The 25,597-nt window shown below is 40.1% G+C and carries 20 protein-coding genes; 13 read left to right on the forward strand and 7 right to left on the reverse strand.

Annotated features, from left to right (window positions below):
• The first annotated feature begins 442 nt into the window (after positions 1 to 442).
• The 5 genes from BW976_RS27870 (at position 443) to BW976_RS27895 (ending at position 5,042) form a co-directional block, all read left to right on the forward strand.
• Positions 443 to 766, forward strand: a complete 324-nt coding sequence (locus BW976_RS27870) for a GIY-YIG nuclease family protein (RefSeq protein WP_076378811.1) — start codon at positions 443 to 445, stop codon at positions 764 to 766.
• A 187-nt stretch (positions 767 to 953) separates the two neighbouring features.
• Positions 954 to 1,622: a ribulose-phosphate 3-epimerase gene (rpe, locus tag BW976_RS27875; protein WP_076378813.1), complete on the forward strand. Its 669-nt coding sequence runs from the start codon at positions 954 to 956 to the stop codon at positions 1,620 to 1,622.
• A 184-nt stretch (positions 1,623 to 1,806) separates the two neighbouring features.
• Positions 1,807 to 2,874 carry a 3-phosphoserine/phosphohydroxythreonine transaminase gene (gene serC, locus BW976_RS27880; RefSeq protein WP_076378815.1) on the forward strand — a complete coding sequence of 356 codons (1,068 nt, stop codon included), beginning with the start codon at positions 1,807 to 1,809 and terminating at the stop codon, positions 2,872 to 2,874.
• 96 nt (positions 2,875 to 2,970) lie between these two features.
• The gene (locus tag BW976_RS27885) at positions 2,971 to 3,921 is read left to right on the forward strand and encodes a D-2-hydroxyacid dehydrogenase (protein ID WP_175614200.1); all 951 of its coding nucleotides are present in this window, start codon (positions 2,971 to 2,973) and stop codon (positions 3,919 to 3,921) included.
• 575 nt (positions 3,922 to 4,496) lie between these two features.
• A complete protein-coding gene (locus BW976_RS27895) occupies positions 4,497 to 5,042 on the forward strand; it encodes a GNAT family N-acetyltransferase (protein WP_076378818.1) in 546 nt (181 codons plus the stop codon).
• On the opposite strand, the gene BW976_RS27900 is transcribed toward BW976_RS27895, so the two are convergent.
• From BW976_RS27900 to BW976_RS27915, 4 genes are all read right to left on the reverse strand, one after another.
• Positions 5,033 to 6,433, reverse strand: coding sequence for an MBL fold metallo-hydrolase (locus BW976_RS27900; RefSeq protein WP_076378820.1), 1,401 nt, complete (start codon positions 6,431 to 6,433; stop codon positions 5,033 to 5,035). The two genes, BW976_RS27895 and BW976_RS27900, sit on opposite strands and share 10 nt — an antisense overlap.
• A 116-nt stretch (positions 6,434 to 6,549) precedes the next feature.
• Complete coding sequence (locus BW976_RS27905; RefSeq protein WP_076378822.1) at positions 6,550 to 8,382, reverse strand: ABC transporter ATP-binding protein; 1,833 nt, start codon at positions 8,380 to 8,382, stop codon at positions 6,550 to 6,552.
• Positions 8,383 to 8,410: 28 nt separating this feature from the next.
• The gene (locus BW976_RS27910) at positions 8,411 to 8,929 is read right to left on the reverse strand and encodes a hypothetical protein (RefSeq protein WP_076378824.1); all 519 of its coding nucleotides are present in this window, start codon (positions 8,927 to 8,929) and stop codon (positions 8,411 to 8,413) included.
• A 4-nt stretch (positions 8,930 to 8,933) separates the two neighbouring features.
• Entirely contained in the window at positions 8,934 to 9,710 is a 777-nt protein-coding gene (locus BW976_RS27915; protein WP_076378826.1) for an SAM hydrolase/SAM-dependent halogenase family protein, read from the reverse strand.
• 100 nt (positions 9,711 to 9,810) lie between these two features.
• Here BW976_RS27915 and BW976_RS27920 point away from each other — a divergent pair, with 100 nt between their 5' ends.
• The 4 genes from BW976_RS27920 (at position 9,811) to BW976_RS27935 (ending at position 13,176) form a co-directional block, all read left to right on the forward strand.
• A complete protein-coding gene (locus BW976_RS27920) occupies positions 9,811 to 10,773 on the forward strand; it encodes a PhoH family protein (RefSeq protein ID WP_076378828.1) in 963 nt (320 codons plus the stop codon).
• Between the two features lie 89 nt (positions 10,774 to 10,862).
• On the forward strand, positions 10,863 to 11,807 hold the full coding sequence (locus BW976_RS27925) for a phosphoribosylaminoimidazolesuccinocarboxamide synthase (protein ID WP_076378830.1): 945 nt from the start codon (positions 10,863 to 10,865) through the stop codon (positions 11,805 to 11,807).
• A gap of 54 nt (positions 11,808 to 11,861) precedes the next feature.
• A complete protein-coding gene (locus BW976_RS27930; RefSeq protein WP_076378832.1) occupies positions 11,862 to 12,239 on the forward strand; it encodes an STAS domain-containing protein in 378 nt (125 codons plus the stop codon).
• Positions 12,240 to 12,261: 22 nt separating this feature from the next.
• A complete protein-coding gene (locus BW976_RS27935) occupies positions 12,262 to 13,176 on the forward strand; it encodes a ribonuclease Z (protein WP_076378834.1) in 915 nt (304 codons plus the stop codon).
• Between the two features lie 242 nt (positions 13,177 to 13,418).
• Here BW976_RS27935 and BW976_RS27940 read toward each other — a convergent pair whose 3' ends face one another.
• Positions 13,419 to 14,363 (reverse strand): MlaD family protein, encoded by a 945-nt coding sequence (locus tag BW976_RS27940; RefSeq protein ID WP_076378836.1) that lies wholly within the window; start codon positions 14,361 to 14,363, stop codon positions 13,419 to 13,421.
• A gap of 82 nt (positions 14,364 to 14,445) precedes the next feature.
• Entirely contained in the window at positions 14,446 to 15,354 is a 909-nt protein-coding gene (locus tag BW976_RS27945) for an N-acetylmuramoyl-L-alanine amidase family protein (protein WP_076378838.1), read from the reverse strand.
• Positions 15,355 to 15,451: 97 nt separating this feature from the next.
• Between BW976_RS27945 and BW976_RS27950 the strand changes: the two genes are divergently transcribed.
• The 4 genes from BW976_RS27950 (at position 15,452) to BW976_RS27970 (ending at position 22,429) form a co-directional block, all read left to right on the forward strand.
• A complete protein-coding gene (locus BW976_RS27950) occupies positions 15,452 to 18,259 on the forward strand; it encodes a putative LPS assembly protein LptD (protein WP_245834797.1) in 2,808 nt (935 codons plus the stop codon).
• 5 nt (positions 18,260 to 18,264) lie between these two features.
• Complete coding sequence (locus tag BW976_RS27955) at positions 18,265 to 19,500, forward strand: competence/damage-inducible protein A (RefSeq protein ID WP_076378840.1); 1,236 nt, start codon at positions 18,265 to 18,267, stop codon at positions 19,498 to 19,500.
• A gap of 55 nt (positions 19,501 to 19,555) precedes the next feature.
• Positions 19,556 to 21,028 carry a dihydrolipoamide acetyltransferase family protein gene (locus BW976_RS27960; RefSeq protein ID WP_076378842.1) on the forward strand — a complete coding sequence of 491 codons (1,473 nt, stop codon included), beginning with the start codon at positions 19,556 to 19,558 and terminating at the stop codon, positions 21,026 to 21,028.
• A gap of 276 nt (positions 21,029 to 21,304) precedes the next feature.
• On the forward strand, positions 21,305 to 22,429 hold the full coding sequence (locus BW976_RS27970; RefSeq protein WP_076378846.1) for a serine hydrolase domain-containing protein: 1,125 nt from the start codon (positions 21,305 to 21,307) through the stop codon (positions 22,427 to 22,429).
• A gap of 187 nt (positions 22,430 to 22,616) precedes the next feature.
• Here BW976_RS27970 and BW976_RS27975 read toward each other — a convergent pair whose 3' ends face one another.
• Complete coding sequence (locus BW976_RS27975; protein WP_076378848.1) at positions 22,617 to 25,427, reverse strand: S9 family peptidase; 2,811 nt, start codon at positions 25,425 to 25,427, stop codon at positions 22,617 to 22,619.
• Positions 25,428 to 25,597 lie beyond the last annotated feature (170 nt).

Here is a 25,597-nt window from a genome sequence, read left to right on the forward strand (position 1 = left end):
AAGGTCTCAAACCAGCGTACCGGACTGTTTTCCAATCCTACAAATACCTTACGCGAGCCGATATCTATACCGGCTGCATGATGATGCATCTTTTCCATCCTGTTGACTTATCGTTAATAAGCCGTGCCCGAAGGAGTGTAAAGAAAAAGACAGGCTACCCATCGGACAAACACAGTTAGTGTTGTACCATACCCTTAGACTCATTGCTTCAGAACCATACTCAGGGACAGGCAAAAATGCACTATAACTTAGACGGCCACACTGCACGGCTTTGCAAAGATAATGTCATTGAACCCTTAAAGGCCCCCGGATTTTAAAACTCAGGATGACAAACTTTTGAGGTTGAGCTCTAACAATATCCTTGTCATTCTGAGCGTGGCGAAGAATCTACCCTACAGCTATTTCTTTAAATAGGTGCCAAATTTGTATATTCATCTGCAAGATGAGTCAGTATAACTTTTTTACCTACATCCTTACAAACTATAATAAAACGGTATTATACACTGGTGTAACTAACGATTTAAATCAAAGATTATACGAGCATTATTTTGGTGTAGCACAAGGTGAAAGTTTTACCTCAAAGTATAAGTGTTATTATCTTATTTGGTTTGAAAGGCATCAATTTATAAATCACGCTATTGAACGTGAAAAGGAGATTAAAGGCTGGACGAGGGAGAAAAAGGTAAAATTGATTGAGCAGGAGAATCCGAATTGGGATTTTTTAAATAAGGAAATTATGGAATGGCCTCCAATATTTACAGACTAAACTATAATCTAAAAAAATCCTTGTCATTCAGAGCGTAGCGAAGGATCTATTCTACGCCTTTTCTTCCGGTTTGTACAGTTCATAAACAGATCCTTCGTTCCTCAGGATGACAAACCTTCCCCAAAAAACTTTACATAAATTTTATAACTCTCCCTTTTGAGGGCCGGAGGGATTATTATATTTGCATATGAACCATTTGATAGCACCATCAATTTTAGCTGCCGATTTTGCCAATTTGCAACGCGATCTGGAAATGATCAATAAAAGCGATGCGGATTGGGTGCATGTTGATATTATGGACGGTATGTTTGTGCCCAATATATCATTTGGTTTCCCGGTAGTTAGCGCTACCAAAAAACACGCCACCAAACCGCTGGATGTTCATTTGATGATTGTGGAGCCCGATCGTTATTTAAAGGCTTTTAAAGATGCCGGCGCTGATGGCATGACGGTACATTACGAGGCTTGTCCACATTTGCACCGTACCATACAAGCCGTTAAAGAGCTCGGCTGCAGGGCGGGGGTGGCCCTAAATCCGCATACACCGGTTACCTTGCTGCAGGATATCATTGGCGATCTTGACCTGGTTTTGATCATGTCTGTAAACCCCGGTTTTGGCGGACAAAAATTCATTGAAAATACCTACAAAAAACTGCACGACCTGAAAGCGCTGAGCCGCGACAAAAATCCAAACCTGTTTATTGAGGTTGATGGCGGTGTTGACCAGCACAACATCCAAAAATTGGTTGATGCCGGTGCCAATGTATTGGTTGCAGGCAGTTCTGTGTTTTCGTCGGCCAGTCCCTCGGCCGCCATATCTCACCTTAAATATCCCGAAAAGTTATTACAATCGTAATAAATTCTACGAACTCCGTAGGATAAATTACAAATTTGCAATCAAAGGGCCTTTTGTTGATTAATTGTATATTTTTTCAAAAAATGCAAATAATCTCTATATATTTTGTCAAATTAATTAACTTCGGCCCAACTAAATACGAAGTTCCTAATCGTGTATTCAGAACCTACAATTTGTTAACTATATGAAACATAATTTTGGTGCCGGACCAGGCATTTTACCTCAGGAAGTTTTAAAACAAGCTGCTGAGGCAGTAATTGATTTAAATGGTATAGGATTGTCATTATTGGAGATCTCACACCGTTCAAAAGAATTTGAGGCAGTTTTAGATGAAGCTGTTAGTTTGGTGAAAGAATTATTCAGCGTTCCTGAGGGTTATTCGGTTCTGTTTTTACAGGGAGGCGCCAGTACGCAGTTTGCTTTGGCTCCTTATAACCTGTTACCATCAACCGGTAAAGCAGCGTACCTGGAAACAGGCGTATGGGCTAACAAGGCTTTAAAAGAGGCTAAATACTTTGGCGAGGTTGAAATTGTGGCTACTTCCAAAGAGAGCAATTTTACGTATATCCCTAAAGATTATACTATCCCTGCTGATGCTGCTTATTTCCACATTACTTCTAATAATACTATTTACGGTACGCAATTACAGGAGTTTCCTAAATCGCCAATACCGGTGGTTTGCGATATGTCGTCAGATATTTTCAGTCGTAAAATTAACGTAGCCGATTTTGGTTTGATCTACGCCGGTGCTCAAAAAAACATGGGTCCTGCCGGTGTAACCCTGGTGATTGTAAAAGATGATATTTTAGGAAAAGTTGATCGTAAGATTCCTTCTATGTTTAACTACCAGGCTCAAATTGAAGGTGGTTCCATGTACAATACACCTCCATGTTTTGCCATCTATGTATCTATGTTAACACTTAGATGGTTAAAAGGTAAAGGCGGTGTTGCTGCCATTGAGCAGGAAAACATTACCAAAGCCCGTGTATTATATGATGCTATAGACGCTAACCCATTATTTAAAGCGGTAGCTGCTCCGGAAGATCGTTCGAACATGAACGTATGCTTTGTAATGGAAAATCCTGAACTGGAAAAACCTTTCCTTAAACTATGCGACGAAAGAGGCATAATAGGTATAAAAGGTCACCGCAGTGTAGGTGGTTTCCGTGCCTCAATTTACAATGCATTGCCTTTAAGCAGCATTTTAGTGCTGGTTGATGTAATGAACGAGTTTGCAGAAAGTAATAAATAATTATTCACGTCATCAGGTCATTAAGTCATTCGGTCATTTTTATAATGACGCTGTTCAATGACTTGATGACCCAATGACTTAATGACCCTAATTAAGATGATCAAAATATTAGCTAACGATGGTATAGATCCAATAGGTAAAAAATTGTTGGAAGATGCTGGATTTTTTGTTGATACCAACAATATACCTCAGGATGAATTGCCTGAAAAATTAAAAGCGTACGATGCTATCACTGTACGCAGCGCAACAAAGGTGCGTAAGGCTTTAATTGACGCTACACCTAACCTGAAAGTAATTGGTCGTGGTGGTGTTGGTATGGATAATATTGATGTAGAATATGCCCGGGAAAAAGGGCTGAGCGTTTATAACACGCCGGCTTCTTCTTCTTTATCAGTTGCAGAACTGGTATTTGCCAGCTTATTTGGCGCTGTACGCTTTTTGCATGACAGCAACCGCAAAATGCCTGTTGAAGGCGGTACCAAATTCAACGATCTGAAAAAAGCATATGCTAAAGGTATCGAGCTGCGTGGTAAAACATTAGGCATTGTAGGTTTTGGCCGTATCGGCCGTGAGGTAGCGAAAATCGCTATCGGCGTGGGTATGGATGTTTTAGCTTATGACCTTTTTGATTTTAACCCTGAGCTTGACATCGTTTTAGGTGGCGGTAGTACTGTAAAAGTAGCTGTTAAAAAAGCTACGCTTGATGAGGTGATCAAAGCAGCCGACTTTATTACGCTGCATACACCATTTATCGATAAAGCTCTATTAGGCGCCGAAGAATTAGCTCAAACCAAAAAAGGTGTTGGCCTGGTAAATATTTCACGCGGCGGCTTAATTGACGAGCTGGCCCTGGTTGACGCTTTAAACAGCGGACAGGTTTCATTTGCCGCTTTAGACGTATTTGATAATGAACCAACACCGCGCGAAGAAATATTAAAACACCCTAAAATTTCCCTTACCCCACATATTGGCGCTGCTACTAACGAGGCCCAGGAACGTATAGGGGTTGAATTGGCCAATCTGATCATTGATCATTTCAAGAAATAAAAGTAAATACGAGGTTTACTATTTAACGCAAATGGCCGGGATCTGTAATTGATCCTGGCTATTTTGTTTTTGGGGCTAAATAACAGTTGCAGAAAGGTTGTCATTTCGATAGAGCATGATGGGGGTATGAGGGCCGCGCGAAAGAGAAATCTTTTGCAGTAGTCAGAGCCAATCGCAGAAGATTTCTCCTCGTTCCTCGTTCGAAATGACACCTGTTTAGGTATTACCCGTCCTCCGGCCGTTTTGGCAATCTCCTTAATTTTTTGTATATTTATAATAACCACAGCCCGGGTCTCTTTTTGAGGAGATCCGGGCTGTTTGGTTAAGGACAAAACGAGGTCAAAAACCGGTCGTTTGGTATGTAGTTATTTGATAGTCAATAAATTAGTACTTTTTAAAGTTTTTAAAACTGCTCAAAATTGCGTTAAAATTTGTTAAAAAGTGTTAAAATGGATGGTTTTAAATGATTTTCGACCCGTTTTTAGCTCGTTTTCGAACAGAAAAGTGTTAAAATTAAAGGTTTAAAAAGTTTTCAGAAGGGATTTGTATCTTAGGGTTCTCACCGTGATCATGACATGGAACCAAAAAATGGAAAAATAATTTTAGAATCGAAAAGGCTGTTCTTCCGGCTGCATACTCCTGATGACATGGACGATTTTTGTGCCATGGAACAGGACCCCGAAGTACGCCGCTATGTAGGCGGCAAACCACGCACCCGCGTTGAGGCCGAAGATCGATTTGTTAACGGCCCTATGCAGCCCCATGATGGTTTCTGGGCTATGTGGGCTACTATATTAAAAGCAGATAATCAATACGTTGGCAGATGCGGCTTATATCCACACTACAATGAGGCTGGTAAGATCATAGAAGGGGATGCCTCCATGGGGCTTTACATAGCCCACAAATACTGGCGAAAAGGCTTTGCCACCGAAGCGGGACGTGCTCTGATTAGGTTTGGTTTTAATACCCACCACCTAAAACGCATCGTTACCATGATAGAGGTTGGGAATGATGCCTCCGTACATATCATTGAAAAGCTGGGCTTTACGCTTAGTCAAACCGAGCATGGTGGTTACCGGTCGTTTTATCATTACGTACTGGAGAACCCGGTTTATAACTGATACACCACGCCTTTTTCAGGGATGGTAACGGTATAGCCGTTCTGCTCCAGATCGTCAGCCAGTAGTTGCATGCTTTCGGTTTCGCCATGTACCAGGAAAACGCTTTTGAGCTTTGATTTGTCTTGCTGTTTTACATTCTCTGTCAGGTCGTTATGATCACCATGGGCACTCAGAACGTCGGTTTGTTTAATGGTAGCATAAACCGCCAGTTCACGGTCTTTAATGTGTACGATAGAGTCGCCACGCAGTAAACGGTGACCTAAAGTGCCTTTGGCACAATAGCCTATAAAAAGGATGGTACAGTAATAGTTCTGGATATTATAAAACAGGTGATCCTGGATACGGCCACCCTCCAGCATCCCCGCCGAAGAAATGATGATACAGGGCTCGTAATAATTGGATATCTGGCGGCTATCCTTTAAATTTTCTATATAGGTAAGGTTTTCGAACTCAAACTCGTCGCCTTTGTCTTTGTAAAAATCCTGGGCGTCCTGGTTCACCAGGCTATGATATTTCCTGAAAATGCCCGTCGCCATGGTAGCCATGGGGCTATCTACAAACACCCTAACCGGTGGCAGCAGGCCTTCGCTGAAGATCTTATTAAGCGAATAAACCAGCGATTGGGTACGGCCAATACTAAACGCGGGTATAATTAACCGCCCTTGTTCTTTGACACATGCTTTATCAATAACTTCTATGAGGGTTTGCTCCACGGATTTATCTTTAGTGTGATAGCGGCCTCCATAAGTTGATTCGGAAACCAAAAAGTCTACAGGGGGTAATTCCTGCGGATCATTGAGTACTGGGTAGTTTTTCCTGCCGATATCACCGGTAAAGGCGATGGATTTTTCTTCTCCATTTTCTATTACGCGCAATACAGCGGATGCTGCGCCTAATAAATGCCCGACAGGTATAAAAGTAAGCTCAATATTGCCGTTGATGCGGAAGGGCCGGTTAAAACCAATGGTAACAAACCGGTCAACCGTGTCCAGTACGTGCTTTTGCAGATAAAGTGGTTGAGGACCTCCGCCGGTATTGAATTTGCCTTTACCGCGCTTCTTGTGGCCCTTGTTGGCCTTATTCATGAAAATACTAACCGAATCGAGCAGTAATAGTTCAGTCAAGTCGGCAGTAGGTGGGGTGCACAGGATCTGGCCGTTAAAACCCAGCCTGACGAGTGTGGGCAGATTGCCGGAGTGATCAATATGCGCGTGCGTTAATATCACCACGTCAATCTCTTCCGGGCGAAAAGGAAAGTTTTCGTTATCCTGTATACTGCGGTCTTTCTCATAATCTAACCCGCAATCCACTAAAATCTTATATCGGTCAACCTCCAGCAAATGCATGCTGCCGGTTACCTGCCGGGCTGCCCCGTGTATGGTTAATTTCATTTTACGTTAAACGTTATACGTGTTACGTTATACGTTTTTAAAAGTTATGTGATTTTATAATTATTTGAATATCGTCATTAGGTGACGTAAAACATACAACGTCATACGTACAACCTCTACCCATTTTGCGCATCAAACTGTAACTGGTTCAAATAACGATACAACCCTTGTTCATTGCTAATCAGTTCCAGGTGATTGCCGCATTCAATGATCTCACCTTTTTCCAACACGATGATCTTATCAGCTTCGCGAATGGTTGACAAACGGTGCGCTATAATAATAGAGGTACGATCCTTCATCAATTCTTCCAGAGCTTCCTGTACCAGGCGTTCAGATTCAGAGTCAAGCGACGAAGTAGCCTCGTCCAGGATCAGAATAGATGGGTTTTTAAGTAATGCCCGGGCTATGGCGATACGCTGCCGCTGACCACCGGATAGTTTAACACCGCGCTCACCCACAATGGTTTCGTAACCCTCAGGGAAGGAGGTGATGAACTGGTGCGCGTTGGCACGTTTAGCAGCTTGTATGATATCTTCTTTAGATGCGCTCAATCGACCATAGGCAATGTTTTCGGATATAGTTCCGCCAAAAAGCATCACATCCTGGGGTACAATGGCTACCTGGTTGCGAATATCGGTAATGGAAAACGCTGAAGCAGCTCGACCGTCAAATAAAATAGCGCCGCTTTGTGGATGATAGAATTGCAGGATAAGCGATGCCATAGTTGATTTACCCGAACCGCTTGGCCCAACAATAGCCACTTTTTGACCAGCAGCCGCATCAAAGGAAATGCCCTTTAAAACAGTTAGTTCCGAGCGGGAAGGATAGGCGAATACCACATTGTCAAAAGCGAGGTTGCCTTTAATTTTTTGATCTACCTGGTTGTTGTTTTCAACCATGTGGATGTCCTCGCCTTGCTCGGCCAGTATTTCCAGTACACGTTCACTTGCACCGACGGCTTTTTGCAAATTAGCATACAGATCGGGGAAGGTACCCATAGCTGCACCAACAAATATGGAGTACATGATAAAAGTGGTCAAATCGCCCACCAGGATCTCGTGGTGGCTCACCAGAACCGAGCCGTACCATATGACACCTACAAATGTGCCAAATAAACAAAACACAATGAACGACGCAAATATGCCGCGGAATTTAGCGCCTTTTACAGCTATATTCACTACCATACGCAGAATTTTGTCATAACGGGTGGCTTCATAAGCTTCGTTCACAAACGCCTTCACGTTGGCGATGCCTTGCAGGGTTTCTTCAACAATGGTGTTTGATTCGGCCAGCCTGTCCTGCGCCTGGCGTGATAGCTTCCGGATATATCTCCCGAAAAATACAGCGAAGCCTACCAGGAATGGGAGGATAGCCAGTAAAGCCAGGGTTAATTTTATAGATACCACAGCCAGCAAAATAACGCTGCCCACCATGATCACCAATTGCCTGATGATCTCGGCAAAAGTAGTGGTTAACGTATCCTGTATTTGTGAAAGATCGGCTGATATGCGACTGTTCAATTCACCAACACGGCGGTTGGCAAAAAAGTTCATAGGCAGGGTAATCAGCTTAAAATAAGTATCACGACGGATATCGGCCAAGGATTTTTCGGCTACCTGAACAAACCAAACCACCCTGAAAAAGGAAACAAAGGCCTGTCCAAATAATAACAGAAAACCTGCAAGGGCTATAGCGTTAAGGCTGTGAGGTAAATAGCTGTTGGGATATTTACCTTGTGCGGCATCAATCAGTGCTCCCAATATTTTAGGAAAAGCAAGTCCAACCAGGCTGGATACAAACAAAAATATCAGTCCTGCTATAAATTTGCCCCGGTAAGGTTTAATGTAGTTGAGCAATTTACGGATGTTCTGTATGCTCTGCCTGTTTATTTTTGCTTTTGGTAATTCTGCTTCTGCCTTAGCGCCACTATTCAGTCGTCCTCTTGCCATGTATACATTTATAGTTAAGATCGCAAAATTACACCATAACTTTACTTTTTCTGCTTATCAGAAATAAAATTGACGCAATCATGAGAACAATGATCAAAATATAAATGCGCTGCATCGTTGCAGCGTGCTGAGCCTCTGCTTTTAAAGTTGCATTTTGCTGCCTTAGCTTGCTGATCAGATTGACATAATTTTGGTTGATGGTTTCTGCCTCTTTGGAGTGGGTTTGGATCTGCCGTTGTTGAAAGGCACGATATTCCAACAGGATCTTGAGCTCTTTATAAATGTTATCATCTGTTTTAACAATATCCATCAAAATATCATTCGATCGGCGGATATCACTTTTTGTTTGAAAACCGAATATCCCGGTATGCTCATTCAGGCTTTGACTGTATTGGCCAAAACGTACTTTGCGGGCGTCCAGCATACTGTTTATTTTTTTTCGCTGCAGCTGATAAGCAATAGAGTCGGCACTTACCTGCGCGTTCGTTTGCGCGTATAAGTCATTAAACAACAAGAAGATAATACCAATCAATAAGAACTTTTTCATAATGTTATTGAAACTCAATGATTACCTTATCATTCAAATTTAAACCTAAAAGGCCACTGGCGTTACCTTTGTTAATCGCTATTTCCAAATGATCGCTTATACCAAAGAGGCATAATTTTTCACCAACCGGTACTTCATTATAATGCCAGCTCAGGTGGTTGATGGTTTCGTTCCGTTTAAAGTTCAGTACGAATTTACGACCCTGTTGCACGCTATTGAAAAACTCCTTGGTAATGTTGGTAATCACATTTTGAAATGAATCAATGTATATAACCACACCTTTGATCAGGTTTTTTTCGATAACCGGCTGCAGGTTCATTTTGTTTTCAATGTCCTGTACAGGGATGCCTATCTCATTAAGCTTACCGCCTTTGGCCAGGTGGCATGCTGCTTTTACAAAAATATCCGCCAACGGAAAATGTAAAAACTTGAGATCCTGCATAATGTTTATTTCTACGATCTCGTCAGGTGTTTCCTTAAACATCAACGAAAAAATCCCATTATCGGCACCAACAAAATAATGGTTTTTATATTTTACAGCCAGAAACTTGGTGTGATCGTTATAAACAGTATCAATGCCAATGAGGTGTACTGTACCATCAGGAAAGTAGTAAAAACTGTTTTTTAATATAAAGGCGGCCTGCTGTACATCAAACGCGGCAACGTTATTGGTAATATCAACAATATTCACTGTGGGCAACAATTTGTAGATGCTGCCCTTCAAAGCAGCCTGGTAAATATCTTTATCGCCCAAATCAGTAGTTAATGTTATTATTGCCATTAATTTTATAATATTTATTGCTAATCTTGTAGTAGCATTTGAAGCTACAAATATTCAATTTTTAATTCATAAAAATCCGTAACTAAAAATCAAATTACTATTGAACGAGCTAAAGCTATCAATTGAAAATGTAAATCCGGCAGTATTGTGGGGGCCAAATAATGATCATTTTGAGATCATTAAGAAACAATATCCTAAGCTTAAAATAGTTGCGCGTGGCAGCGAAGTTAAAATTCTGGGTGATGATCACGAACTGAATATTTTTCAGGAAAAATTCGATCACCTGCTACAACATGTAGAGAAGTTCGAAAACCTGAATATTACCGACCTGGAGCGTATCCTGGGATCAAAAACAACTACGGGACCGTCAATAGATCAGACAACAACTGATAAATTTGCCAGTGGCGAGGTAATTGTTTTTGGGCCAAATGGTGTAATGGTTAAGGCACGTACTGCCAACCAACGCAAAATGGTTGACTGCATCAATCAAAGCGACATACTTTTTGCCATAGGGCCTGCTGGTACCGGTAAAACCTATACAGCTGTGGCCTTAGCGGTAAGGGCGCTCAAAAATAAGGAGATCAAAAGGATAATTTTAACAAGGCCAGCGGTTGAAGCAGGGGAGAACCTTGGCTTTTTACCTGGCGATTTGAAAGAAAAGATAGATCCGTACCTGAGGCCTTTGTATGATGCACTTGATGATATGATCCCTGCAGAAAAACTAAAGTTTTACCTGGAGAACCGCACCATTGAGATAGCTCCGCTGGCATTTATGCGTGGTCGTACACTGGACAATTGTTTTGTGATTTTGGACGAGGCACAAAATGCCACCGATATGCAGCTCAAAATGTTTTTGACCCGTATGGGCCCATCGGCCAAATTTATTGTTACCGGCGATGTTACCCAGATAGATCTACCTAAAAAACAGCAATCGGGTTTGCATACCGCCCTGCGCATATTAACTGATATTAAAGGAATTGAAATTGTTTACCTGAGCGGCGAAGACGTGGTAAGGCACAAACTGGTACGTAAAATACTGGAAGCTTACGGGGATATACAATAGGGAAAGGTTCATAGTTCATGGTTGATGGTTCATAGTATTCTTGCAAATCATCCATGAACTATGAACTATTAACCATGAACTAAAAAAGAATGAACGCAATAAAAGAAACACATTTTAACTTACCTGGCCAAACTAATTATTACAAAGGCAAGGTACGTGATGTCTATACTATCAATAATAAATACCTGGCTATGGTTGTTACCGACCGCATATCAGCTTTTGATGTGGTACTGCCAGAACCTATCCCGTATAAAGGACAAGTACTTAATCAAATAGCGGCGCGGTTTTTAGAAGCCACCGCCGATATTGTACCCAATTGGGTGATATCTGTGCCCGACCCGAGCGTTACCATTGGTCGCATTTGTGAGCCCTTTAAGGTAGAGATGGTGATTCGTGGTTATTTAGCCGGCCATGCCTGGCGGGAATACAGCGCTGGTAAAAGGCAAGTTTGTGGTGAAAACTTACCCGAAGGCTTAAAGGAGAACGATATCCTACCAGAGCCCATTATAACACCAACTACCAAGGCATCTGTTGGGCATGATGAGGATATATCAAAGGAGGAGATATTGAAACAGAACATTGTATCTGCCGATGATTACGCCAAATTGGAAGCCTACACCAAGGCTCTCTACAAACGTGGAACTGAAATAGCAGCCAAACAAGGTCTGATACTGGTTGATACCAAGTATGAATTTGGTAAAGCTGATGGTCAGATATACCTGATTGATGAGATACATACCCCCGATTCATCAAGATACTTTTATAAAGAAGGTTATGAAGAACGCCAGCAAAAAGGGGAGGCTCAAAAACAACTTTCCAAAGAGTTTGTAAGAAAATGGTTAATTGAGAACGGCTTCCAGGGTAAAGATGGTCAGGTTGTACCGGTTATGACCCCGGAAATTGTCCAATCTATCTCCGAACGTTATATTGAGTTATACGAGCAAATTATCGGCGAACCATTTGTAAAACCGGATAACGAAAGTGTACTTAATCGGGTTGAAACAGGTATCAAAACAGCGCTAACAAATTTGTAGTTTTTTAATTACCCGTAAAATTATCATATCTTAGCTTTCTAATTATTAATAGGAATGAAATTTACTGTCGATAAGCACGAGAAATATATCTTAGTGAAGCTTAATGAGTCAAAATTGAACTCATTGGTTACGCCTCAATTAAAATCCGAGTTGATATTGATCAATACTGAAGGTCAGCGAAATATAATTCTTGATCTTTCACAGGTGAAATTTGCAGACTCTTCTGGTTTAAGCAGCTTACTGGTAGGCCACCGTTTATGTAAAAATGCTACCGGGTTATTTATCCTGGCTGGTTTAAATGACGCAGTGGCCCGTTTAGTAACCATATCACAATTGGATAATGTACTGAACATTGTGCCTACAGCTGAAGAAGGTATCGATCTTATTTTCATGGAAGAGATTGAAAAAGAGCTGAAAAAAGAAGCAAGATAGGCCTTATGATTGTTTACCCTATATGAAATTTGAGGTAACAATACTGGGAAGTAGTTCCGCGACACCCATTTTTAACAGAAATCCTACAGCACAGGCGCTTAACATCAATGAGCGCCTGTACTTAATTGATTGCGGAGAAGGCACTCAGCAGCAAATGTTGCGTTTTGATGTTAAAGCCAGCCGTATTGATCATATATTCATCAGTCATCTTCATGGCGATCATTACTTGGGACTGGTAGGTTTATTATCGTCCATGCATCTTAATGGCCGTAAAAAAGCACTTTATCTTTTTGGCCCTGCCCATCTCAAAGAAATTATAGACCTGCAGTTTAAATATTCAGAAACGACACTACAGTTTCCGTTGGAGTTTACGGCTATTGATGCTCAAAAAGCTGAAGTGATTGTCAATAATAGTGATGTTATTGTAGAGACCATTCCGCTTGATCACCGTATTCCCTGTACCGGTTTTCTTTTCAAAGAAAAGAAACGTTTGCGCAAGCTGATAAAAGAAAAATTGGAAGATCTGAATGTTCCGGTAGAGTATTACACCGCTTTAAAAAGAGGAAATGATTATACATCGGCAAGTGGTAAGGTGTATAAGAATGATACTTTAACTACCGATTCTCAAGCTCCGAAATCATATGCCTATTGCTCAGATACGCTTTATAATGAGCAGTATTTTGAACAGATTAGTAATGTTACGCTGCTTTATCATGAGTCTACGTTTTTAAATGATATGCTTGACAGGGCAAAGGAAACGCACCATACCACAGCTTTGCAGGCAGGAGAGATAGCACTAAAAACGCATGCCCGAAGATTGCTGATCGGTCATTTTTCGGCTAGATATAAAACGCTGAATGAATTGCTTGATGAAGCCAGAAGCGTTTTCCCGGAAACGGAATTAGCTATTGAAGGAAAAACATTCGCCATAGAATAAAGGATTAGGGACTTTAGGATAATGAGACTTGGGTTTTAGTTAATAAAATTAACCATAAATAAAAAAAAGCAAGCGAATATCGTTTGCTTTTTTTTATTTATGGTTAACATAAAAATCCGTTTTTTCATGTAAAATCTATATAATATATTGATTGTCAATTATATAAATAAATGTTAACCATGAAAAGTGTAAACCATGTAAACCCACTTTTTAAGTGAGTATTTGTAGCCTTGATTCTTGGCTTAGTCTTTTTTACCCCCAAAAACCGAGAAGCTTACATAGCGTTTTGGATGTGCTTTCAGATCAATGAACAGGTTATTCAGGTTATTTGATGCATCGGTAAGATTTTTGTACATCTTATCGTCATTCATCAATAAACCTAATGAACCCTGACCATTGTTGATTTTTGCCATTGTAGCCTGCAAATCGGCCATAGCTTTATTGGCATTATCCAGTGTTTGTTTAATGTTTGAAGATGCCATATCGTTGCTCACTTTTTCAAAGTTGGCAGTCATGCCATTCAGGTGAGTAGTACTGGTTTTCAGGCTTCCGGATACCTCTTCGGCATTAGTCAGAATACCATTGATATGACCTGATTGTGAAGCCACCAGATTATCGATCTTTTTAGTAGTACCTTCCAACGTTTGCAGTGAATTGGCAATACTCATAAAACTGCGATCAACATTTTTCTGGAAGTTAGGGTTCAATATTTTATTGATAGCTGCCAATGATGAATCCATTTTTGATATCAGCATTTCTGCCTTTTTCTGTATAGGTTGCAAGCTTTCGGCCAAACTTCCCTGTATGTCGGCTTTCAAAGTGTCTTTATCCTCAGCCGCTACTTTACTGTTACCCAGTTCAAAAACAATAGCCTTACTGCCTAAAAGATCGGTACTTGACAATTTTGCCAGCGTGTTATTAGGTATAACATAATCCGGATCAATCTTAAACTCTACAATAGTATGCCCATCAGGCTGCAATTTCATGCTTGATACACGTCCTATCTGAAAACCGTTAACCAATACGGGTTTTGCTAAGGCAAGGCCTTCCACACTTCTGTAAACCGCGTAATATTTATTTGAACCCGAAAAAACATCATTACCGCGCAAAAAACTATATCCTAATATCAATATAGTAATGGCTATGGCTGTAAGAGCGCCTATTTTTGTTTCGTTTGAGATTTTCATTAAGTAGTGGTTTTCGGATTAAATTATTTTTCTATTTTGAATCGTTGGTGTTATTTTATACAACAGGCAAAACTAAGTTATATTACTTTGAAACCTGCTCAACCTCATTTTTAAAATTTGTTAATGCCCGTACAATAGAATTGACAATTGTATTTTGTCCCTCCTCTGAATTTAAATAAGCCTCATCATCAGGATTATTAATATATCCGGTTTCTACCAAAACAGATGGCATAGAACTATGACATAATACATAAATACTCTGGTCTCTTATGCCGTCACTTGGTCTTCCGTCTGTTTCAACAAACTCTTTGTTAAGCAATGTTGCCAGATTTATACTTTGCTGCCTGAATTTTCTTTTATACTCGTTTGTTAAAATAATAGTTATAGGGTCATTTGGGTCTAAAGCTCCTCCATCAAGCTCAGAATCACCCTCAACCTGGTTTCTTTTAATCTCATTTTCGGCCTCTCTTGTACGCTTTAATGCATAAACCAATAATAACACACCTTTACCTGAACGATCGGGAACCAAACTTGTTTTATAAACCGGTTTATGATGTTTAGTACCTACTCTTCTGCTTACGCGTCTATCAGATAAAGAATTACAATGTATCGAAATAAAAACATCTCCTTTATTCTCGTTGGCTATTTCGGCACGGCGTTCAAAAGAAACATCGTTCTCGTTAGCGCGCGTCAATACAGCTTTTACGCCTGTCATATCTTTTTCTACCGCTTTTTGCAATTTTAATGCGATAGCAAGCGTTACATTTCTTTCTTTGGAAAAACTTCCTGATGCACCAGGTGAAAAATGCCCTGCTCCGGCAGGGTTGGCTCCGTGGCCTGCATCAATAATAATAGTTTTGATCTTGAAACCAGTGTTATTTATAACTGTATCTTTTTTTATGGAACCATAAGATGTGACCGGAAAATATGAAAGGAATGCGAGTAATACCGATAAACTATAAATCAATCTTTTCAATGCCCTATTTTTCATTATTTTTGAACGCTGTTAACTTTATCTGCAAAAATACTATTCATAATCAATTTTGAAATTCACAACCTTTTTTTTTCTACTTGCAATTTTTTTAACGGTGAGTGTATTTTCTGCCGAAAGCAAAAATACATATAAAGCTTATAGCAGCAAACCTGTTAGAGACACAATTATAAAACTTGACTCTGTTCGAGACAGTAAACTGCTTAGAATTAAGAAACCTAAGCAAAATACTAATGCACTTAATGTTGAAAATACAGGTTTAAACAAAAATTACAATATAGCTCCAGCTACCGATACTATTATAAAGCTTGATACTATAAAAGATAAAAAACTGCTTAAGGGTAAAAAAAACACACGTATCTCATCATCCAAGAATACTCCTGCCAAAACTGATACCACACAAAAGAAGGGTGATATACAATCTGAAGTAAAGGCTGTGGCCGAAGATTCTACGCATGTAGATAACGAACATAATATTTTATATCTATATGGCCGTGCCCGCGTTACTTATGAAGACTTTGAACTCGATGCCGATTATATCCGTGTTGATCAGAAAAATCATATCATATTCGCTCGTGGAAGCATCGACCCACGTACACACCGTTACATAGGACGGCCAATATCGAAGCAAAAAACTGAAAAACCAGTGTCTTCTGATTCGCTGTTGTTTAACTATGAAACTAAAAAGGGAAAACTATATAACCCGGCATCAGAACAAGAGGGCAATTTTATATCCGGTGGACAGGCAAAAAAACTGAACGAAACCGAGGTAGCATATCGCAATGTAATATTCAGTACTTGTGATCTTCCATACCCGGAAACCCATTTTGGTATTGTGATAACCCGTGGTATTGGTGAAAAAAACAGAATCATCTCTGGCCCGGCATATCTTGAAATTGAGGGGATTCCCTTACCATTAGCTATTCCGTTTGGCTTTTTTCCGAAACCCAACCAGCGAACATCAGGTGTTATACTACCCACTTTTGGCGAGGATCAGCAACTTGGATTTAAACTCTCCAATTTTGGATATTACTTAGGCTTTAACGATTATATAGATCTTACCACCACTGCTACTGTATATTCTAAAGGATCATATGAGTTAAATAGCGTGATGCGTTATTTAAAACGATATAAATATACCGGGAACCTCGCGCTAAGCTTCGGATCGCATAATTATGGCTTACCGGGTGATCCAGCTACAAAAGACGTTCACATTGACTGGACGCACTCTCAGGACCCCAACGCTAACCCTGGCTCTACTTTCAGTGCCTCAGTAAATGCCGGTACTTCCGGGTTTTTCAGAAATACAAGGGGAACTGTTAATCCCACTACTATAGCTACAAGCAGTTTACGTTCAAGTATATCCTATGGTAAAACCTGGGCTGGTACACCATTCAATTTAAGTGTTGGTTTGTCACATAGCCAGGATATCGCTAATAAAACAATTACTATAGAATTACCAACGGTGGCCTTTGGTATGTCGTCCATAAACCCGTTTGATTCCAAAGATAGGGTAGGCGAGCAAAAATGGTATCAGAAAATTACCGTAAGCTACAACATGACGGCTACCAATAAGGTAAATAATATACCAGAGGCTGAACTCTTTAAGAGCGAAACGCTTTCAAAACGTTTACAAAATGGTTTCCAGCACCAGATACCTGTAAGCTTAGGTCTTAACGTGTTGAAATACTTCCAGTTTAACAGTAGCATTAACTATACCGAGCGTTGGTACTTTCAAAGTATAACTAAAAGATTTGAACGCGGGAGTATCAGTAATTCAGATCAATTGATTACAGATACTGTACCTGGTTTTAAACGTGCCGGAGAATACAGTGTGAGTACGGGTTTATCTACTAAATTGTATGGACAGGTCAATTTTAAACATGGAAACCTGAAAGCGATCAGGCATGTAATGACACCTTCTATAAGTTTTGGTTACCGCCCGGATTTTTCTGATCCAAGTTTTGGATATTATAAAACCGCTGTAAGTAATGCTACCATACCTTATCCATACGCCTCTCAGAAATATTCTATTTTTGATGGAGCTGTTTATGGAGGCCCTTCACCAGGTAAGCAAGCCGGACTTAATTTTAGCGTAGATAATACGATTGAAGCCAAAGTAAAGGCGAAAAGTACAGATACATCTGGTACAGATCGTAAGATAACCATTTTGCAGGGCTTATCATTTTCGACCTTTTACAACTTTGCTGCAGATACTATGAAGCTTTCACCTATTACGTTTTCGGGGCATACTGCTATCTTTAATCAAAAACTGAGTATTAGCTTTCAGGGTAGCTTTAATCCGTATGTGACAGTAGTTCGCGACTCAATTCAAAATAATAATATTGTAAGATATAGCCAGCTTATAAACCGTTATGCCTGGCAAGATGGTAAGTTTCCTCAATTATCAAATATAGGCATATCCATGAGTGGTAGCTTAAATTCAACAAAGGCGGCAGCACGAGGTACACCAGGCGCAGTAAACGGCCTGGCTAATCTTACACCAACTCAATCTCAGCGTTTGGCTTTGGTAAACAGTGATCCGAATGCTTATGTTGATTTTAATGTGCCCTGGAATATTAACTTTAACTATAGCTATAGCTATACCAACTCGTTAAATACGGTTACAACGAGCAATACGGTACAGATAAGCGGGGATGTTAATGTTTCGCCTAAGTGGAAGGTGCAATATTCAACTAACTATGACATCAAAGCCGGGAAACTAGGGAGCGCAACTTCATTTTCGATTTATCGCGATCTGCACTGTTGGGATCTTTCCATTCAATGGATACCTTTTGGTTATTTGAAATCATATAATGTTACGTTGAAGGTAAAATCAACTATATTGCAGGATCTGAAACTGAGCAAGCGAAATGATTATACCAACAGTGGAAGTTTTTATTAATTAAAATGCTGGCAGAAATTATAACTATAGGCGACGAAATACTTATAGGTCAAATTGTTGATACCAATTCGGCCTGGATGGCCACCGAGCTAAATCAAATTGGCATCCGCGTAAAACAAATATCCTCGATATCTGATGATCGTGAACACATCCTGAAAGCTCTGACTGAGGCTGCCAATCGTGTGGATATTGTTTTTGTTACAGGAGGTCTTGGGCCAACCAAGGATGATATTACTAAAAAAACATTAGCAGAATATTTTAATGTTGAATTGGTAGAAGATCCTGAGACCCTTGAACATGTAAAGGGTATTTTTGCCCGTTATAATCGGCCTTTACTTGAGGTGAATCGCTTACAGGCCTACGTGCCTGCTAATTGTAAAGTAATCTTCAATCAAAACGGTACAGCACCGGGTATGTGGTTTTATGAAAATAAAGTTACCTATATTTCTATGCCAGGAGTACCTTTCGAAATGATGTACATGATGACAGAGCGGGTATTACCTCAAATTAAAGAGTTGTTTAAGCTGCCCGTTATCATTCATAAAACCATTTTGACTGCAGGAGAAGGGGAGTCCTTTTTAGCCGAACGTATAGCCGATATTGAAGATGACCTTCCTGCCCACATCAAACTAGCCTATTTGCCCAAGTTGGGTATGGTACGTTTGCGTTTAAGCGCATTTGGTGAACAGGAAACAGGTTTGCAAGAGCAAGTTGATCAATTTGCCAAAAGGATAATTGAACGTATAGGCGTTGCTTTTGTAATAGATGAGGATATTGCCCTTGAAAAAGCTATACTAGATAAAATGGAAGGCCGTGGGCTTACTTTATCAGTTGCAGAAAGCTGTACCGGTGGTTATCTTTCCCATTTGTTTACTCAGCATCCCGGGTGCTCATCTGTATTTTTAGGTGGAGGTGTTACTTATGCCTACGAGCTAAAAGAAAGTATTTTGGGGGTAAAACAAGAAACGTTGGATAATTTTGGTGCCGTAAGTGAACAAACCGTAACTGAAATGGTAGAGGGTGCCTTGAAAAATTTCAAATCGGATTTTGCTATTGCTATAACCGGTATTGCCGGCCCCGACGGTGGTACTGAAACTAAACCAGTTGGTACTGTGTGGATTGCGGTGGCAGGCAATCAAAAAATGTTAATAAAGAAATACACATTCGGTAATAAACGCCGTCAAAACATTGAAAGGAGCGCGGTAACCGCGTTAACAATGTTGAATACTTTACTCACATAAATTGTAAAGTACTGATCGAAATTCATAATTTTGGGAGAGAAACTATAATTTTAGAATGGCCAAATACCAACTATTATTGCCAAAAATGGGTGAGAGTGTTGCAGAAGCAACTATAATTAAATGGACAAAAAATCCAGGAGATCATATAGATGCTGATGAAGCAGTAATGGAGATAGCAACTGATAAAGTTGATTCGGATGTTCCATCACCGGTAGCTGGCAAACTTATTGAACAACTCTACAAAGAGAATGATGTTGTTCAGGTGGGATCGGTGATTGCCATCATTGAAACCAATGAACCTGCTTCAAATGAAACTGAAACACCAACAGTCGTAAAACCTGTCGAAGAACAAAAAACTCCGGAAGAATCAGCTCCTGCCCATGTTGCAGAAACGGTGCAAAATGAGCAGCCCTCAGTTTTGTCTGAACCTTTAGTCATACCAGGCTTGGATCAATTGGAGAAAAAGAATATCGCTACCGATGCATCTTCATTTAAAAGTGAAGGACGTTTTTACTCGCCTTTAGTAAAAAATATAGCCGGCCAGGAAGGTATCACTACTGAGGAATTGGACAAAATACCGGGAAGCGGTTCTGACGGCCGCTTAACCAAAGATGATCTTTTAAACTATCTTCAGCATAAGCAGAAGTCATCTCCTGCTCAAAAAGTTGAAGAGCCGTTAAAACAACAGGCTCCTGTAACATTTAGTGCTCCTGTAGCGCCAGTTGCTGCAAATACTTATACGCCTCCTCCAGTTGCCACCCCAGCTGCAGAACCAGCTAAAGCAATAGAAGCACCAAAGCCGGCTGTTTCGGTATCTGGCACAGATGAAGTTATTGAAATGGACAGGATGCGCCGTTTAATTGCCGATCATATGGTGATGAGCAAACATACCTCACCGCATGTTACTTCATTTGTTGAGGCTGACGTAACCAACCTGGTGTTATGGCGCGATAAGGTTAAGGGTAGTTTTGAAAAACGTGAAGGCGAAAAAATAACCTTTACACCGATATTTATCGAGGCTGTTGTAAAAGCTATCAAAGATTTCCCGATGATCAATATTACCGTAAATGGTACACAGATCATCAAAAAAGCGGCTATTAACATTAGTATGGCTACGGCCCTGCCAAGTGGTAATTTGATAGTACCGGTGATTAAAAAAGCCGACGAGTTAAACTTACTTGGTATAACCAAAGCCGTAAATGACTTGGCCAACAGGGCCCGTATCGGCAAACTGCAACCCGACGATGTAAAGGATGGCACATTTACCATTACGAATGTTGGCTCATTTGGCAATGTAATGGGTACTCCTATTATTAATCAGCCACAGGTGGCTATTTTAGCTGTTGGCGCTATCAGGAAAAAACCTGCTGTGATCGAAACAAAAGAAGGAGATATGATCGCTATTCGTCACATGATGTTCCTGTCATTGTCATACGATCATCGTGTAGTTGATGGGGCTTTAGGAGGATCATTTGTACGTCGCGTTGCTGATTATCTTGAAAAATGGGATCCCAATCGGGAAATATAACTCTATAATTATAAAAACAGAAAAGCCGGATATTATCCGGCTTTTCTGTTTTTATAATATAAATAATTTATCATTCAATTTATTATTATTAAAATTCTATAGTTATCAGATCAAAATATCCGCCCGGGAGATTTATGAGTGTAATGAAAATAATTTCAGTATTGGATCAGGGTAAATCAGTTGGAGAGTGTTTTACAATAAATTAAAAATAGAATGGCACTTGTAAACACGCTTGGTAAGTGACCGAATATTCCTGACAATTAAAACGACTAAAAAATGACTATAAGAAACTCTGTTTTTGGGATTATTGCAATCTTTTTGATAAGCATTGTTGGTTGCAAAAAATCTGAACAGGTAATTAAAACAAGCGGTAAAGACTTTCATAAAATTGAAACTTATCTTCAATCTATAGTTGATAGCGGAAATGTTCCCGGTATTGCGATAGCTATAACAAACGGGCAGGATGTGGCATATAGCAAAGGTTTTGGAGTTACCAACGTACAAACCAGGGAAAAACTGGAGCCCCGGCATAATTTTCATATTGCTTCTATATCCAAAACATTTACGGCAACGGCAGTAATGCAGCTTGCTGAACAAGGTAAAATTGATATCAATAAGCCTCTGGTTACCTATCTTCCATATTTTAAGTTAGATGATGAACGCTATAAAGCAATTACTATTAAACAAATGCTCAACCATACCTCTGGAATGCCTGATGTAGAAAATTATGAGTGGGAGAAGGCTATCTCAGACGAAGGCGCGGCTGAGCGATATACCAAGAGCCTGGCAGATAAAAAAATGATTAGCAATCCAGGAGCGGAATTTCATTATAGCAATATGGCATTTGATGTTATGGGAGATCTGATCGCGAAGGTTTCAGGGACGTCATTTGAGAAATATGTAAAAGATAACATTTTAACTCCGCTGGAAATGTACGAGGGCAGTTTTTATTTTCCAGAGACGAAGAAAAATCTGCGCACCACTCCACACACAGGTAAACCGCCTGTTGTAAGCTTAATATATCCATACAATAGAATGCATGCACCAAGCTCTACCCTGAATACTAATGTGTTGGAATTATCCCACTGGGCGATTGCCAATATGTATGAGGGGAAATATAAAAACAAACAGATAATTTCGCCTTCAACATATGCTATGATGATGACTCCGACATTCACCATATACCCTAATCTAAAAGCATCAATCGGATTAAGCTGGTTTATATTACCCTATAAAGGATTGATGAATTACACGCACGATGGAGGTGATTTAGGATACAGGAACGTACTGACATTAATCCCCGAAAAAAAATTAGGAATTATTTTATTAAGTAATACCCAGGAAATAGATATTCAGTACGTACACGATAAAATACGAGATATTTTACTTTCCGACGAGTGAGCATAATACTGCGATAAGTTGATAGTCGCTTTAAAAAGTCATTTGCTATTGATTAGAGAAATGCAATTTTACTCAATAAAACAGAAAAACCGGATACTATCCGGTTTTTCTGTTTTATATCAAGTTGGTCAACCTAAATTTGTTTCAGAATTTCTTTGTGGCTTGGCTCCCTCTCGGTTAAAGGCTACTATTTCACCAGTTCAAAACCCCAGTCTTTTCCTTTGTCAACGGCAGGTACCCCTTTAGCCATCCAAACCGGCATTGGTGCGCCTTTTAAAAAATGATCAAAAAATTGCTGTTCACGTATGGTGATGTCCTTGCGGTTTTGTCTTAACACCAGGTTATGTGCCTCGCCATTGTATTGTAAAAGCCAAACGGGTTTCCCCAGGCGGCGCAACGCGGTAAACATTTCTATACCCTGGTACCATGGTACAGCGCCATCGGCATCATTACTCATGATCATTACTGGTGTTTGTACTTTAGGGAGCTGAAATAAAGGTGAATTTTCGATGTATAATTCTGGTTTTTCCCACAAAGTAGCACCAATACGGCTTTGGGTTTTTTCATACTGAAACTGCCTGTTTACGCCCGATTCCCAACGTATACCACCATAAGCCGATGTCATGTTGGCTACAGGTGCGCCGGCCCAGGCGGCGGCATACATATTAGTTTGCGTGATGAGATAGGCCACCTGGTAGCCTCCCCAGCTTTGGCCCTGGATACCGATGTGGGCAGCATCAACCCACGAGTTCTTTTTAAGAGCCTCTACACCAGAATTGATGTATTCAACTGCGGATGTACCCGGATGACCGGTTTGATAGCTAATATCAGGCGCAAAAACCAAATACCCATTACTCACGAAGTAAGAAATGGGTAAGCGGGATGGAGTGGGTGAAGGCGCCATATAATTGTAAAGCCCTTCAGATAGTTTCTCGTAAAAATATACGATCATTGGGTACTTTTTATTAGGATCAAAATTTTCGGGTTTGTATAAAATACCCTCGGAATGATACCCTTTTGGGGTTGTCCAATGTACTAATGATGCAGTTCCCCAATTATAATCAGCCTGTTGTGGATTGATATCACTTAATTTAGTTTCTTTTTTTAGATCTGACGATACGTATAAATCAGGAGGCAGTTCATAGCTGGCTTTGGTATAGATGTAGGTATTGGCATTTTTAGCTTTTAATAGATCACCATAACTCATCGGAATCATCGTAGCCTTTTCCGGAACAGAATTGCTCTCTGGAAATTTAGTACAATAGCCCCATTGTTTATTAGCCTCATTTTGTGTTTGCAGCCACATTTGCTGCTTTAACGGAATAAACTTCTGTTCAGGATCGGTGGCATCATAACGGATAATGAATTTATTCTTGCGGCCTATACCATTGGTAAAACTAGTTACCGCCCCAGTAGCCGGATCTATCTTCCAGATATCGTAGCGGTCATATATTAAAACGGCTTTATCGCCTTGTAGCCAGCCGGCTAATCCATAATCAGAGGCATAATCGGGGACATCATTTAACTCGTCGCCCATTTTAGTTCCTATAGTAGCTGTAAGATTGCTTTTCTGCCCGTTGGCAATAGTATAACAAAACCAGTTTTGTTGCTCCAGATCAAACCAAATCACATATTTACCATCAGGAGATATCCGGTATCTTGCTCTGGCACTTGCATTAATAAGACGTTTATTACCGCTTTTGGTATCAATCAAAATAGCTTGTTGTTTAGTGCCGCCTTGCCATTGGGCTTGTATGCGTGCACCAGTATCAGTTACACCTAAAACGTAGCGGGCGTCTTTATTTTCAGCAACCAATACTTCCTGTATAGCTTTGCTGCCTAATTGTAATGGCTTCGATTCGGTGTCATTTGGTTTTATAACAGCCAGGTAGCTGCGTTTTAATTCTGTTTGCAGGTTTTTTAGCTGCTGTGGCTGCAGGTAATCATCTTTGTAATTCCAGATATCCAGTTTGGCCACTTCAAAATCTACAATAGTAGTATCAGCTGGTTTGGGGATAGGGGCTGTTCCAAAAAACAGGTTGCTGCCGCTTTTGCTAAAATAGACTTTACCATCGCCGCTTACAGCCCATTGTTGAGGAAGACCTTTTGAATCTGCGGCTGCTATAACTGTGGCACTGTCGTGAGTATTGGTATAATAGTAAAGTTTAAAAGGTTTAACTAAGGCTTTTTCCGGGTTTTTCTCGGCGGTAAAGGCTAATTGTTTACCTTCATCATCGATGGTAATATTACGATAATTACCACGACCACTACTAATTATTTTTAGCTGATTTTTATCAATGTCATAAATATACATGCCCGACTTAACATCTTTCTGTTTGATTGGTGCAGTAACGGAAAATGCTAATAACTTTCCATTTTTACTTACCTGGTAATCAGTGGCGTATTTAAATGTACGGGTAGTAGTGCTGCCCAATTTATTCACCGTTAAATCGGAACCTTCATGTGTTGAGGGGGCAATAGTCGCGCTTACCGCTTTTTTAGAGGTGTCGTTGGGTAGCGTTTTTTTTATAGTATCAGCAGCGGCCAGGTAGGCTACAACTGGTGCATTTGCCGAAAGCTTAAACGACCGAATAGCCGGCACCTTGGTAATAGTTTGAGAACCTAATGTAATAATGCCCAGCGTATCTTTAGGAAAATCAGCTTGTTTTTTCTTCTTGATTTTTGCTTCACGGATGGCTTTATAAAAGGGCCGGATCAGGAATGTGACAAACTTAGAATCATTGCTGAAGCTGGTCGTATCAGCACGAGGAATCCTTATTTTAGTGGTGTTAGTGGAGTTGGTTATTACCAGCTCTGCATCACCCTGCTGGGGTTTTATTATATAGAATATCCATTTACCATTATTGCTGATGTGCTGATTGCTGATGCTTTGCCATCCATCAAAAACGGTATTGTCTAAAGGTTTTTTTGCCGTTTTTTGGGCAGATACATTAAAAAAAATAAAGATCGAAAATAACAGGAGTAAGGTTTTGCGCATAAGAAACTTAAGTAAGAGTTAAATATGCTAAAAACTGGATGTTTATTAAAATTTAACTGCAGAAATTTACTGAAGTTTTCAAATCAAGTTCGACAAAGACTGACTTTTTTGTTGAAAATTGGGTTTACATGGTTTACACTTTTTATGATTAATATGATTATAAATTATTA

Origin of the sequence: Mucilaginibacter lappiensis (genome assembly GCF_900155965.1) — a bacterium.
GTDB lineage: Bacteria > Bacteroidota > Bacteroidia > Sphingobacteriales > Sphingobacteriaceae > Mucilaginibacter > Mucilaginibacter lappiensis.